The 12,880-nt window shown below is 67.1% G+C and carries 16 protein-coding genes; 9 read left to right on the top strand and 7 right to left on the bottom strand.

The window, feature by feature from the left end; translation table 11 throughout:
• Positions 1–140: sigma factor (locus tag ACFWPJ_RS11510; protein ID WP_378849823.1), on the bottom strand; the 140-nt coding region annotated here is incomplete at its 3' end.
• Positions 141–258: 118 nt separating this feature from the next.
• Here ACFWPJ_RS11510 and ACFWPJ_RS11505 point away from each other — a divergent pair.
• On the top strand, positions 259–675 hold the full coding sequence (locus ACFWPJ_RS11505; RefSeq protein WP_378849819.1) for a VOC family protein: 417 nt from the start codon (positions 259–261) through the stop codon (positions 673–675).
• Between the two features lie 51 nt (positions 676–726).
• On the opposite strand, the gene ACFWPJ_RS11500 is transcribed toward ACFWPJ_RS11505, so the two are convergent.
• The gene (locus ACFWPJ_RS11500; RefSeq protein WP_378849818.1) at positions 727–1,509 is read right to left on the bottom strand and encodes a crotonase/enoyl-CoA hydratase family protein; all 783 of its coding nucleotides are present in this window, start codon (positions 1,507–1,509) and stop codon (positions 727–729) included.
• A 60-nt stretch (positions 1,510–1,569) separates the two neighbouring features.
• On the opposite strand from ACFWPJ_RS11500, the gene ACFWPJ_RS11495 reads away from it, so the two are divergent.
• Positions 1,570–3,213: an acyl-CoA synthetase gene (locus ACFWPJ_RS11495; RefSeq protein ID WP_378849817.1), complete on the top strand. Its 1,644-nt coding sequence runs from the start codon at positions 1,570–1,572 to the stop codon at positions 3,211–3,213.
• A gap of 57 nt (positions 3,214–3,270) precedes the next feature.
• On the opposite strand, the gene ACFWPJ_RS11490 is transcribed toward ACFWPJ_RS11495, so the two are convergent.
• Positions 3,271–4,449: an FAD-dependent oxidoreductase gene (locus ACFWPJ_RS11490; protein WP_378849816.1), complete on the bottom strand. Its 1,179-nt coding sequence runs from the start codon at positions 4,447–4,449 to the stop codon at positions 3,271–3,273.
• A 151-nt stretch (positions 4,450–4,600) separates the two neighbouring features.
• On the opposite strand from ACFWPJ_RS11490, the gene ACFWPJ_RS11485 reads away from it, so the two are divergent.
• Entirely contained in the window at positions 4,601–4,828 is a 228-nt protein-coding gene (locus tag ACFWPJ_RS11485) for a hypothetical protein (protein WP_378849814.1), read from the top strand.
• 22 nt (positions 4,829–4,850) lie between these two features.
• On the opposite strand, the gene ACFWPJ_RS11480 is transcribed toward ACFWPJ_RS11485, so the two are convergent.
• The 4 genes from ACFWPJ_RS11480 to ACFWPJ_RS11465 are packed head-to-tail and all read right to left on the bottom strand — an operon-like array spanning position 4,851 to position 7,717.
• On the bottom strand, positions 4,851–5,123 hold the full coding sequence (locus ACFWPJ_RS11480) for a hypothetical protein (RefSeq protein ID WP_378849812.1): 273 nt from the start codon (positions 5,121–5,123) through the stop codon (positions 4,851–4,853).
• 10 nt (positions 5,124–5,133) lie between these two features.
• Positions 5,134–5,358, bottom strand: a complete 225-nt coding sequence (locus ACFWPJ_RS11475; protein ID WP_378849810.1) for a hypothetical protein — start codon at positions 5,356–5,358, stop codon at positions 5,134–5,136.
• Positions 5,359–5,397: 39 nt separating this feature from the next.
• On the bottom strand, positions 5,398–6,501 hold the full coding sequence (locus ACFWPJ_RS11470) for an acyl-CoA dehydrogenase family protein (RefSeq protein WP_378849808.1): 1,104 nt from the start codon (positions 6,499–6,501) through the stop codon (positions 5,398–5,400).
• A gap of 22 nt (positions 6,502–6,523) precedes the next feature.
• Entirely contained in the window at positions 6,524–7,717 is a 1,194-nt protein-coding gene (locus tag ACFWPJ_RS11465; RefSeq protein ID WP_378849806.1) for an acyl-CoA dehydrogenase family protein, read from the bottom strand.
• Between the two features lie 188 nt (positions 7,718–7,905).
• Here ACFWPJ_RS11465 and ACFWPJ_RS11460 point away from each other — a divergent pair, with 188 nt between their 5' ends.
• The 6 genes from ACFWPJ_RS11460 to ACFWPJ_RS11435 form a co-directional block, all read left to right on the top strand.
• Entirely contained in the window at positions 7,906–8,094 is a 189-nt protein-coding gene (locus ACFWPJ_RS11460) for a ferredoxin (protein ID WP_019044780.1), read from the top strand.
• Between the two features lie 43 nt (positions 8,095–8,137).
• Positions 8,138–9,040, top strand: coding sequence for a 3-oxoacyl-ACP reductase (locus tag ACFWPJ_RS11455; RefSeq protein ID WP_378849804.1), 903 nt, complete (start codon positions 8,138–8,140; stop codon positions 9,038–9,040).
• 324 nt (positions 9,041–9,364) lie between these two features.
• Entirely contained in the window at positions 9,365–10,129 is a 765-nt protein-coding gene (locus ACFWPJ_RS11450; RefSeq protein ID WP_378849822.1) for an MlaE family ABC transporter permease, read from the top strand.
• 5 nt (positions 10,130–10,134) lie between these two features.
• Positions 10,135–10,986 (top strand): MlaE family ABC transporter permease, encoded by an 852-nt coding sequence (locus ACFWPJ_RS11445; protein WP_378849803.1) that lies wholly within the window; start codon positions 10,135–10,137, stop codon positions 10,984–10,986.
• Between the two features lie 4 nt (positions 10,987–10,990).
• Positions 10,991–12,190: an MCE family protein gene (locus ACFWPJ_RS11440; RefSeq protein WP_378849801.1), complete on the top strand. Its 1,200-nt coding sequence runs from the start codon at positions 10,991–10,993 to the stop codon at positions 12,188–12,190.
• Between the two features lie 44 nt (positions 12,191–12,234).
• Positions 12,235–12,880: MCE family protein (locus ACFWPJ_RS11435; protein ID WP_378849821.1), on the top strand; the 646-nt coding region annotated here is incomplete at its 3' end.

Here is a 12,880-nt window from a genome sequence, read left to right as displayed (position 1 = left end):
GTCTCCTGCACCGCGTCCTCGGCCTCGAACGAGGAGCCGAGCAAGCGATAGGCGTACGCGCACAATTCGCGCCGGTGGGTTTCGAATTCGGCCAGCACTTCGGGATCGGGGCCGGTGGTAGCGGTTGTGGCGTCGCTCATAGTTCTTCACGATGCCACAGGGGTCCGACAGCCGACAGGGGCGAAGACCGATGAATTCCGGCGAGCCGTCGCGTCTACATGTTCGAGACCGCAACGACGCCACGAAAGGCTGATACCCATGAGCAGCAAGATGATCTTCATCAACATCCCCGTCGCCGACCTCGACCGCTCGAAGAGCTTCTACGAGGCGCTCGGCTGGAAGGTCAACGAGGATTTCACCGATCAGAACGCGTCGTGCATCGTCATCGACGACAACATCTGCCTGATGCTGCTGACCAAGGACTTCTTCTCGACCTTCAGTACGCGTCCGATCGCCGACACCATCAACACCGCCGCCGCCGGGTACGCGCTGTCGCTGGCCAGCGCCGCGGAAGTCGACGCGCTGACCGATGCCGCCGTCGCCGCGGGCGCCACCGAGGAGACCAACGAGGACAAGCGCGCCCAGGAGGCCCAGGTCGGCATGCACGGCCGCACCTTCATCGACCCCGACGGCCACCAGTGGGAGCCCTTCTACATGGACTACCCGGGCGCGTAGGCACCCAGCCACACAGGGCGCAGGGCGGAAAGCCCCGCGCCCTCGCGGCGTTTACTGACCGGTGAAAGTGGGCTTGCGCTTCTCGGCGAAGGCCTTCGGGCCTTCCTTGGCGTCGGCGGACTTGAAGACCGCGGCGCCCAGCTCGGCGTCGATCTTGAAGGCGTCGTTCTCGTGCATGCCCTCGGTGTCGCGGATGGTCTTGAGGATCGCCTGCACGGCCAGCGGGCCGTTGGCGGAGATCATCTCGGCCAGTTCCAGCGCCTTGTCCAGCGCGGTGCCGTCCGGGACGACGTGCCCGATCAGGCCGATCTCCTTGGCCTCGGCCGCCTTGTTGTGGCGGCCGGTCAGCAGCAGGTCGGCGGCGACAGTGGCCGGGATCTGGCGGGGGAGCCGGACCGCGGAGCCGCCGAGCGGGAACAGGCCCCAGCGCGGCTCGGAGACACCGAATTTCGCGCTCTCGCCCGCCACGCGGATGTCGGTCGCCTGCAGGATCTCGGTGCCGCCCGCGATGGCGGGGCCCTCGACGGCGGCGATCAGCGGCTTGCTGAGCCTGCGGCCCTTGAGCAGGGCGTCGATGCGGGACAAGTCCCAGCCGCCGCCCTTGAACGAATCGCCGGGGTGCTGCGAGGTCATGGCCTTGAGGTCGGCGCCGGCGCAGAAGGCCCCGCCCGCGCCGGTGAGGATCGCGACGCGGATATCGGGATCGCTGTCCACCTGGTCCCAGGCGTCGCGCATGATCGCCATCATCTCGCCGGACAGGGCGTTGCGCGCCTCCGGCCGGTTCATGGTGACGATGAGGACGTGTCCTCGCTTCTCGACCAGACAGTGGGCCATTCGATATCTCCTGACGTTCGAGCCTTGTCAGAAACAGTAACACGTTCTATTTTTGTTCCTGTGAGCTACAACATAGCCGATCTCGTCGAACACGCCGTCGACCTGATGCCCGACCGGATCGTGCTGGTCGGCGAACATCGCGAGTCGACCTACGCCGAACTGGAGGAGCGGGCCAACAAGCTGGCCCACTACCTGCTGGAACAGGGTGTGAAACCCGGCGACAAAGTCGGAATCTACTCCCGCAACACCGTCGAAGCCGTCGAAGCGATGGTGGCGATCTTCAAGGCGCGGGCGGTGATGATCAACGTCAACTACCGCTACGTCGAGAACGAGTTACTCCACATCTTCGACAACTCGGACATGGTCGCGCTGATCCACGAGCGCCGCTACTCCGACAAGGTCGAAGCGGTCCGGTCGAAGGTGCCGGGGCTGAAGACGGTGCTCGTCGTCGAGGACGGTACGAACGGTCCGACCGCGCCCGGCGCGGTGGAGTACGAGGCGGCGCTGGCCGCCTCCTCCGGTGAGCGCGACTTCGGTGAGCGTTCGCCCGACGACATCTTCATGCTCTACACCGGCGGCACCACCGGCCTGCCCAAGGGCGTGATGTGGCGGCAGGAGGACGTGTGGCGGGTGCTCGGCGCGGGCATCAACTTCGTCACCGGCGAGTACGTCAAGGATGAGTGGGAGCTGGCCAAGGTCGGCGCGGCCAACCCGCAGATGGTGCGTTACCCGATCCCGCCGATGATCCACGGCGGCTCGCAGTGGGCTACCTTCCACAGCCTGTTCGGCGGTGGCAAGGCCATCATGATCCCCGAGTTCAGCGGACACGGCGTCTGGCAGGCCGTCGACAAGCACGGGATCAACCTGATCTTCATCACCGGCGACGCGATGGCCCAGCCGATGCTGGACGCGCTGGAAGCGGGCAATCCGGAAACCGGTGAACCCTACGATCTTTCGTCGCTGTACGTGCTGGCGAGCAGCGCCGCGCTGTTCTCGGCACCGCTCAAGGACAAGTTCCTCGAACTGCTGCCCAACCGGCTGATCTCGGACTCCATCGGCTCCTCGGAGACCGGCTTCGGCGGACTGTCGGTGGTCGCCAAGGGTCAGACCCACACCGGCGGCCCGCGCGTGAAGATCGACGCGGCCACCCAGGTGCTCGACGAGGACGGCAATCCGGTCGAGCCGGGTTCCGGCGTCGTCGGCCTGCTGGCGCGCAGCGGGCACATCCCGCTCGGCTACTACAAGGACGAGGTCAAGTCGGCCGCGACGTTCAAGGAGTTCAACGGGATTCGCTACGCGATCCCCGGCGACTACGCGCGCGTCGAGGAAGACGGCACCGTCACCATGCTCGGCCGTGGTTCGGTGAGCATCAACAGCGGTGGCGAGAAGATCTACCCCGAAGAGGTCGAGGGCGCGCTCAAGGCGCATCCGGACGTCTTCGACGCCCTCGTCGTCGGTGTCGAGGACGCGCGCTGGGGTCAGCGGGTCGTCGCGGTGGTGCAGTGTCGCGACAACAAGCGCCCGACCCTGGCCGACCTGAAGCCGGTCCTGGCCCAGGAGATCGCGTCGTACAAGCAGCCACGCAGCCTGTGGTTCGTCGACGAGATCCAGCGCTCGCCCGCGGGCAAGCCGGACTACCGGTGGGCCAAGTCGCAGACCGAGGAGCGGCCTGCCGACGAGCACGCCGACGCAGGCTCCGCGTAGGTATCGACAGCAGAGGGGCCCTTCCGGCGATGTCGCCGGGAGGGCCCCTCTCGTGTGTCAGCGGTTGGCGAGTTCGGCGAGCTGATAGGCCAGCTTGCCGCGGACCGCGGGGATGCCGGTGAGCAGGCGCAGCGCGGTATTGCGCAGGGTGCGGGCCGGGGCCGACTGGAGGGTGCCTATGCGGGTCATCCGGTCGGTGAAGGCGACGACGTCGAGGGCGATCGGCCTGCGGACGGTCTCGTACTCGTCGAGCAGTGAATCCGAGGCGCCGGCAATCACTTTCGTCAGCAGGCCGGCGAGCATCGCGGCGTCCTGGATGCCGGTGTTCATGCCCTGGCCGCCTGCCGGGCTGTGGACGTGCGCGGCGTCGCCCGCCAGCAGGATGCGGCCTGCGCGGTAGTGGTCGGCGACGCGGTGGTGCACGCGGAAGCGTGAGCTCCACAGCACCTCGTCGACGTGGACCTCGCCCGCCGGTCCGCGGGCGTCGAGGAGGGTCTGGATATCGTCGCGGGTGGGGTGCTCCGGTGCCTCGTCCACGGTGGCGACGACGCGGTACCGCTCCTGCTCCGGATCGGGCAGCGGCGCGACGACGGTGACACCCTCCGGCGAAAGATGCAGCGAGACTTCGGTTCGCGGCGTCGGCCAGCTCATCGCCACATCGGCCAGGACGAACGACGCGGGGTACGTGTCGCCGGTGAAGCCGATGCCCGCCTGTTCGCGCACCACGCTGTGCATGCCGTCGGCGCCGATCACGTAGTCGGCGGTGATGGCGCCCGCCGTGTTGTCGGCGGTGGTGTATTCGACGGTGACACGGCCGTTCTCGTCGCTGACCCGATCGACGGTGAGCGGCCGGTGGACGGTGCCGCCCAGCTCGTGCAGCCGGTCGAGCAGTACCTGCTCGGTAACGTCCTGGGGAATCATCAGCGCGTAGGGGTAGGCGGTCGGCAGGTCGCCGAATTCGATGGTGGCCAACGTCTTCGGGCCGTCGTGCACCTTGAAGGTGGGGACCTGGATACCGCGCGCGAGGAGTTCCTTCGCGATGCCGAGTTCGTCGAGGACCTCCAGGGTCCTGGCGTGCACGACCGCGGCGCGAGAAGTGTTGGCGCCCTCGCTCAGTCGATCGATGAGAACATGGTCGATGCCCGCTTCGGCGAGCATGATCGCGGCGGTGAGACCGGCGGGGCCCGCGCCGACGATGACGACGGACGTGGCTTCGGGCAGTGGGGTGGCGGTCATGGTGACTCCTGGTCAACGCTTGTTTGCCAACGCTTGTAGGCATAACGGTAAACCGCCTGACGCCACCCCAGATCGTCACCGACATCGCCCCCACCCTCCAGCGCTACCTGATTTCGACCCCGGTTGGATAGGCCGCGCGTACCGTGAGCATGTGGACCAGCCGAGGGGAGCTGTGGATGGTGAGCGCCGGTTCGGCGAGGCGGCAGCGCATGTGCTCCATGCGAGTGGCGAGCTGAATCGTCGGCTGGCGGAAGGTACGCGCGCGACTGAGCCCGAGCCGGAAGAGGCCAACGGCGCGTGGGCGGACGGTCAGGTGGGCGCGCTGTCGGAAGACTTCGCGACGCGCCATCGAGATCTGTTGAATCGGCTCGCCGAGTAGGTGTGGCAGTAGCCCGATCGAGTTACGAGGCGAGGAGCGGGCCGTACTTCTGGCGAGCGGCTTCACCCGAAGTGCCGACTTCGGCACCGATTGTCGACCACGGGACCCCGCGCTTGCGCGCGGCAGTGACGCCGTCGATGACCTGGCGTTCCGCCTCTGCCCTGGCAACCACCGCGGCCCGCAGAGCGGCAAGCGCGGCTGGGTCGCGCTCATCGCCTTCGTGTGGCTCGTAGTTCTCGAACCGCTTCGCCAGGTCGTCGGCGTGGGCGAGGATGTCTTTCGTTGTACGTGGCATGTTCATCACCTCAGAAACTTCGGCCGGGCTTCCATTGCGTGGATGATGACGTGGCGTCGGCGCTGGTCACGTAGCCGACTTCCAGCATCGTCGCGTCCAATGCCGGTCCGATGAGCATGATGAAACCCTCATCGAGATCGAACGCGGCGACCGCATTGTTGAAAGCGTGCACCATGTCGCCGGAGTCGATGCCGTGCTTGTAGGCACTCGACGCGATCACCGGCTCCGGCTGCATGGCTACAAGTTACCTTGCTAAGCATGGGCCTTGCGAGGGTTACTCCGTCGACGCCAGCTCCTCGCCAAGGGCGAGGAGGTGGGGCGTGGCTGCGCCGAGGGCGAATTCGTGGTGTTTGGCGGCGGTGAAGTAGTTGTGGACGATGTGGTCGCGGTCGATGCCGAGGCCGCCGTGGACGTGGACGACGGTGTGGGCGACCTTGTGGCCCGCGTCGGCCGCCCAGAACTTGGCGATGTGGATGGACTCGGCGGCCGGGAGGTCCTCGGACAGGCGCCAGGCGGCCTGGGTGACCGTCAGGCGCAGGCCGCCGATATCGATGTAGGCGTCGGCGAGGCGCTGGGCGACGGACTGGAAGGAGCCGATCGGCTTGCCGAACTGTTCGCGGGTGCGGGTGTGCTCGGCGGTCAGCTCGAGTGCGCGTTCCAGGGTGCCGAGCTGTAGCGCCGAGATGCCGAGCCAGGCGTGTTCGCGCAGCCAGGTGAGGATGTCGGCGCCGGATTCGACGGTGCCGAGCAGTTCGGCGGGTGTGCCTGCGAGCTCGACGACGAACTCGGGGCTCAGGTCGACGACCTGCTGGGTGGTGCGGGTGACCGACGCGTGGTCCGGGTCGACGACGAAGACGCCGACGCCGGTGGACGTGATGGCGGGCACCAGGATTCGCTCGGCGCGGTCGGCGTAGGCGACGGTGGTCGCGGTGCCGGTCAGCGTCCAGGCCGCACCGGCGGGCTCGGCGACGATGCCCGGCGCGGCGGTGGTCGCGCGCAGTTCCTCGGCGAGCGCCGCGGTCAGCACGATCTCGCCCGCGCCCGCCCGCGCGGCCAGCTGCCGCTGGGCGTCATCGCCGAACTTCGCCAGCGCGCCGGCTCCGACGACGATCGACCACAGGTAGGGCACCGCGGCGACGACGCGGCCGAGTTCACGCAGGATCGCGGTCTGCTCGAGCATGCCGAAATCGCTGCCGCCCAGTGCTTCCGGCAGCGCGGCGGCGAGCACGCCGGTCTCGGCGAGCGACTTCCACAGCTGCTCGTCGTAGCGGCCCGCGGTGTCGAGTTCACGCAGGCGGTCGGCGGTGACGAGCTTGGCGCAGATCTCGCCGGTCAGCCGGGCGAGATCGGTCTGGGCTTCGGTGGGGGTGAAATCCATGAGGGGATACCGGCTTTCGGGATCAGCGGGCGGACGCGGGCTGGCGCAGGGCGGTCATGGCGATGATGTCGCGCTGCACCTCGTTGGTGCCGCCGCCGAAGGTGAGGATCAGCGCGGCGCGGTGCATCCGCTCGAGCCTGCCGAGCATGACCGCGCCGGGGGAGTCCTGGCGCAGGTAGCCGTGCGAGCCGACGACCTCCATCAGCAGGCGGTAGGCCTCGGTGGCGAGCTCGGTGCCGTAGACCTTGCACGCGGAGGCGTCCCACGGCTTCGGCGCCGCCTCGCCGCCCTGGTCGGCGCGGCTGGCGATCTCCCAGTTCAGCAGCTTGAGGTATTCGACCTTGGCGTAGACGCGAGCCAGGTTCAGGCGCACCCACTCCTGGTCGATCACCCGCTTGCCGTCGGAACCGGTGGTCTCGCGCGCCCACTGCACCGTCTTGTTGACCGCGAGCGAGAGCGGACCGGCCGAGGTCAGCGCGACCCGCTCGTGGTTGAGCTGGTTGGTGATCAGCGACCAGCCGCCGTTCTCCGGCCCGACCATCGACGAGGCGGGGACCCGCACGTCCTGGTAGTAGGTGGCGCTGGTGTCGGGCCCGGCCATCGTGTGCACCGGCGTCCAGGAGAACCCTTCGACGTCGGTGGGCACGATGAACATCGTGATGCCCTTGTGCTTCTTGGCCGTCGGATCGGTGCGCACCGCCAGCCAGACGTAATCGGCGTAGGCGATGAGGCTGGTCCACATCTTCTGGCCGTTGATGACGAAGTCGTCGCCGTCGCGCACCGCGGCGGTGCGCAGCGAGGCGAGGTCGGTGCCCGCGCCCGGCTCGGAGTAGCCGATGGCGAAGTGCAGCTCACCCGAGGCGATCTTGGGCAGGAAGAACTTCTTCTGCTCCTCGGTGCCGTACTGCATGATCGTCGGCGCGACCGAGTTGAGGGTGAGGAACGGGACGGGCGCGCCCGCGATGGCGGCTTCCTCGACGAAGATCAGCTGATCCATCGTCGTGCGGTCCTGGCCGCCGTACTCCTTGGGCCAGCTCAGCGTCAGCCAGCCGTCCTTACCCATCTGGCGGACGACCTCGCGGTAGACATTGCCCTCGCCGTACTCGCCGGTCTGCAGGCTCAGCGCCGCGCGCCGTTCCGGCGTCATCAGCTGGGCGAAATACTCGCGCAGCTCGGCGCGCAATTCTTCCTGCTGCGGCGTATACGCGACGCGCATGGTTCCTACCTCGGTCTCAGCTGCGAAAACGGACGTCGGCGGGGCGCAGGGGATGGGCCCCGCCGAAACCGATCATTGCATATGAACTGGAACATGTTCCAGTATTGACAGTGAATCGGCAGCTGTTCCCGCCTCGCGGGCGTACTGTCTGGGTTAGTGTCGCGAAGACCGCGTGGAAGGAAGTTCTCATGAAGATCATCGTCGATTTCGACCGGTGTGAAGCGAACGGCGTGTGCGTAGGAATCGCCCCTGACATGTTTGAACTCGATGACGACGACAACCTGCACGTGCTCGAGGGCGATGTGGCCGACGATCGCGTCGCCGACGTCGAGGAGGCAGTGGCGCAGTGTCCCAAGGCAGCGCTGAGGTTGGCGTGATCGCCTCTTGTCGGAAAGTGAAACACGTTCTAAAGTCGGCCCGATGAGTGTGATGCAGACTTCACTGGAGGGCCGGGTCGCTATCGTCACCGGCGCCGGGGCCGGGCTCGGCCGGGCCGAAGCCCTCGCGCTGGCAGGCGCGGGCGCGGCGGTCGTCGTCAACGACCTCACCGAGGATGCCGCCGCCGAGACCATCGCCGCGATTCGCGAGCTCGGCGGCAAGGCCGAGTTCGTCGGCGGCAGCATCGCCGAGCGCTCGACGGCCGACGCGCTGATCGCGACCGCCCAGGAATCGCTCGGTGGCCTCGACATCGTCGTCAACAACGCGGGCATCACCCGCGACCGCATGCTGTTCAACATGTCCGACGAGGACTTCGACGCGGTGATCGCCGTGCACCTGCGCGGGCACTTCCTGCTCTCGCGCAATGCGGGCGCCTACTGGCGCGCGGCGTCCAAGGCCGCGGGTGCGCCGGTCTACGGCCGGCTGGTCAACACCTCCTCGGAGGCCGGGCTGCTCGGGCCGGAAGGTCAGGCGAACTACGGCGCCGCGAAGGCGGGTATCACCGCGCTGACGCTGTCGGCCGCGCGCGGCCTGTCCCGGTTCGGTGTTCGCTCCAACGCGATCTGCCCGCGGGCCAGGACCGCGATGACCGAGGCCGTGTTCTCCGAGGCGCCCGAGGGTTCGGTCGACCCGCTCGCGCCCGAGCACGTGGCCAAGCTCGTCGCCTACCTCGCCTCGCCCGCCGCCGACGCGGTGAACGGTCAGGTGTTCGTCGTCTACGGCCCGATGGTCGCGCTCATGGCGGCGCCCGAGGTGGAAGCTCGCTTCGACGCGGCGGCCGCCGAATGGTCCGACGCCGACCTCGCGGAAACTCTGCACGGCTACTTTGCCGAGCGGCCCGCCGACCACACGTTCTCGGCCCGTTCGCTCCGCGATCTGGGCTGATCGCCGCACCACCGGTTTGCCGGATGTTGGCTCGCCGCGCGCCACGACGAGCATGTCTGCCGAGTTGTGTTGATCACAGGTCCAGGTGTTGGTAGACATGAACGTCGGGGTGTGTGGCGCCTCACAGGAGGTAAAAGGCATCCGGTCAGTATTCGTTTCAGTTTTGACGGCACATTTCGTGAAAAAGTCCTGGTAATAGTCTCCCCAAACGGCAGACATCAACAGGAACATGTTCTAGTCTTTGGGCAGTCTTCAGATCGGGGTGGCGGTGAAGTACGGGTACGCGGGTCGATCGATCCGCCCGTCCAAGAAGGAGGAATTCGCGTGAACGACCTCCTTGCTGTCCCGTTGCGGGCAGTCGGCGGATTCTTCGAACTCGGCGCGGACGTGGCGAAAGCTACCGTCCGTCGACCGTTCCAATGGCGTGAGTTCATCGACCAGTCCTGGTTCGTCGCTCGCGTCTCGATCGTGCCGACGCTGTTGGTGGCGATTCCGTTCACGGTGCTGGTGGTCTTCACCCTCAACATCCTGTTGCGCGAGATCGGCGCCGCCGACCTCAGCGGTGCGGCCGCCGCGTTCGGCGCCGTCACGCAGGTCGGGCCGATCGTCACGGTGCTGATCGTGGCAGGCGCCGGCGCCACCGCGATCTGCGCGGACCTGGGCGCCCGCACGATTCGCGAAGAGATCGACGCGATGATGGTGCTGGGCATCGACCCGATCAGCCGACTGGTCGTGCCGCGCGTGTTCGCCTCGATGTTCGTGGCGCTGATGCTCAACAGCCTGGTGTGCACGGTCGGTATCGTCGGTGGCTTCGCTTTCTCGGTGTTCCTGCAGGGCGTGAATCCGGGCGCGTTCGTCAACGGCATTCCGCTGCTCACCAACCTGCCCGAGCTGATCCTCTCGGAGGTCAAAGCAGGCCTGTTCGGATTGATCGCCGGAATGGTCGCTTGTTACCTCGGTCTGCAGGTGAAAGGCGGGCCCAAGAGTGTCGGTGACGCGGTGAACCAAACAGTCGTATTCGCCTTCATGGCGCTGTTCGTGGTGAATGTGGTTGTCACCGCGATCGGCCTGAAATTCACGGTGCGGTGACCACGATGGCATTTGTTGTTCGCAGTAAGTTCCCGCGCACCGTCCGCCGTTTCGATCGAGCGTCGAAATCGCTGGATTCCCTGGGCGACAAGGCGATCTTCTTCGTCAAAGCGCTCGCCTCGGTGCCCCGTGCGCTGGTGCATTACCGCACCGAGACCATCCGGCTCATCGCCGAGATCAGCATGGGCTCCGGCGCGTTGGCGGTGATCGGCGGCACCGTCGTGATCGTCGGGTTCCTGACCCTCATGGCCGGTGGCACCATCGCGGTGCAGGGCTACAGCTCGCTCGGCAATATCGGTGTCGAGGCGCTGACCGGCTTCTTCGCCGCCTTCATCAATGTCCGCATCGCCGCGCCGGTGATCTCCGGCATCGGTCTGGCCGCCACCATCGGCGCCGGCGCGACCGCCCAGCTGGGCGCGATGCGGGTGGCCGAGGAGATCGACGCGCTGGAATCGATGGCGATCAGGCCGGTGCCGTTCCTCGTCGGTACCCGGGTGCTGGCCGGCTTGATCGCGATCATCCCGCTCTACGCGCTCGCGGTGATCGCCTCCTTCATCGCCAGCCGCTTCGCGACGGTGGTGATCTACGGCCAGTCGGCCGGCGTCTACGACCACTACTTCTCGACGTTCCTCATTCCGAGCGACATCCTGTGGTCGTTCGCGCAGGCGATCGTCATGGCACTGGCCGTCATGCTGATCCACACCTACTTCGGTTTCCACGCCGCGGGCGGTCCGGTGGGTGTCGGTGTCGCGGTAGGCAATGCGGTGCGGGCCTCGCTGGTCGCGGTCGTCACGGTGACGCTGCTGATCTCGCTGGCCATCTACGGCACCTCCGGCAACTTCCACCTCTCGGGATAGCGCGATGGATACCTCACGGATCGTTGCCGCACTGCAGGGCGGGCTCGGGCGCAAGCTCGCCGCGCTCGCGCTGGTCGGCCTGCTCGTCGCGGGTGCGTCTCTCGCGCTCGCGCTGTTCCAAGGCGCGTTCACCAATACCGCTGTGGTGCTCGTCGACACGCCGCGCACGGGCCTGGTACTCGACCCCGACGCCAAGGTGAAGGTGCGCGGCGTCGAGATCGGCCGGGTCGCCGACATCGACCTGCGCGACGACGGCGCCCAGCTGCGGCTCGAGCTCGACCCCGACCAGCTGAAGCTGGTACCGGCCAACGCGGGTGTCGACATCCGCTCGACTACGGTGTTCGGCGCCAAGTACGTCAATTTCATCGTCCCCGACCAACCGGCCTCGGCCGCGCTGTCCCCGGGCAGCACCGTGGCGGCGAGCGCGGTGACCGTCGAGTTCAACACCCTGTTCCAGCACCTGTCCGACGTTCTCGCCCAGGTGGAGCCGGAGAAGCTCAACGCGACACTGACCGCGTTGGGCACCGCCCTGGAAGGTCGCGGTGACAAGCTCGGCGATCTGCTGGTGCGCTCGGATCGCTATCTGCGCGAACTCAATCCGTACCTGCCGACCCTGCAGTCGGATCTGGACAAGACCGCCGCGGTGACCGGCCTCTACGGCGAGGTCACCGACCCGCTGTTGCGCACCGTCGACAACGCGACGGTCACCTCGCAGACCATCGCCGAGATGCAGGGTCAGCTCGATAACGTGCTGGTCAATGTGATCGGGCTGTCCGACACGGTCGGTTCGGTACTGCGCGAGAACGAGCACGATCTGGTGACCGCCCTCGACCTGCTGCGGCCGACCACCGGCCTGCTGTTCGAGTACGCGCCCGCACTGAGCTGCATCATCGACGGCCTCGGCCCGCTGATGCCGATCGCCGAGGAGATGATGGGCGGACGGCTGCCGGGTGTCGGCATGAACGCCAGCTTCATGCTCGGCGCGCAGCCCTACACCTACCCGAACGACCTGCCCAAGGTGAACGCCACCGGCGGCCCGCGCTGCGAGGGTGTGGTGGACCGGGTACCGAACAGCCATTCGAACTATCTGGTGACCGATACCAGCGAGGGCACGGTGTACACGCCGAACACCCAGCACGAATTCCACGGTGTGCCAAAGGTATTCCAGCTGCTGCTGGACGGACTGCCGGGAGTGACGCGGTGAGGAACACGGGGACGACGATCAAACTGGCGATCTTCACCGTGGTGATGACGCTGGTGTTCGCCGGCCTGGCGATCGTCTTGAGCCAGGCGCGGTTCTCCAGTGAGAACGGCTATCACGCGGTGTTCACCAGCTCCTCGGGCATGCTGCCCGGCGCCAAGGTGCGCATCGCCGGTGTGGCGGTGGGTTCGGTGACCTCGGTGAAGGTCGGTGACGACAACCTCGCCCACGTCGCGTTCGATGTCGACAGCAAGTACGCGGTCCTGGCCAGCACCCGTGCGGCGATCAAGTACGAGAACCTGGTCGGCGACCGCTACATGGAACTGCTGGAGGGCCCGGGTTCGGCTCGGCGGCTCTCCGACGGCGACACCATCAGCCGCGAGCAGACCTCGCCCGCCCTGGATCTGGACCTGCTGCTCGGCGGATTCAAGCCGCTGCTGCGCGGGCTCGACCCAGCACAGGTCAACGACCTCACCGCGGCGCTGCTGCAGATATTCCAGGTCCAGGGAGGCACCCTGGTCTCGCTGCTGAACAGCGGCGGGAGCTTCGCCAAGACCCTGGCGGACCGGGACGCGCTGATCGGCAGCGTGATCGACAACCTGAACACCGTGCTCGCCACCATCGACGATCGCGGCGATCAGTTCGCCACCACCATCGACGAACTGCAGCGCCTGGTCAGTGACCTGTCCGCAC

The organism is Nocardia sp. NPDC058497, from assembly GCF_042720195.1.
Classification (GTDB): domain Bacteria; phylum Actinomycetota; class Actinomycetes; order Mycobacteriales; family Mycobacteriaceae; genus Nocardia.
Note: the sequence above shows the minus strand (reverse complement) of the source record. Positions and strands in the feature narration are given on the sequence as shown.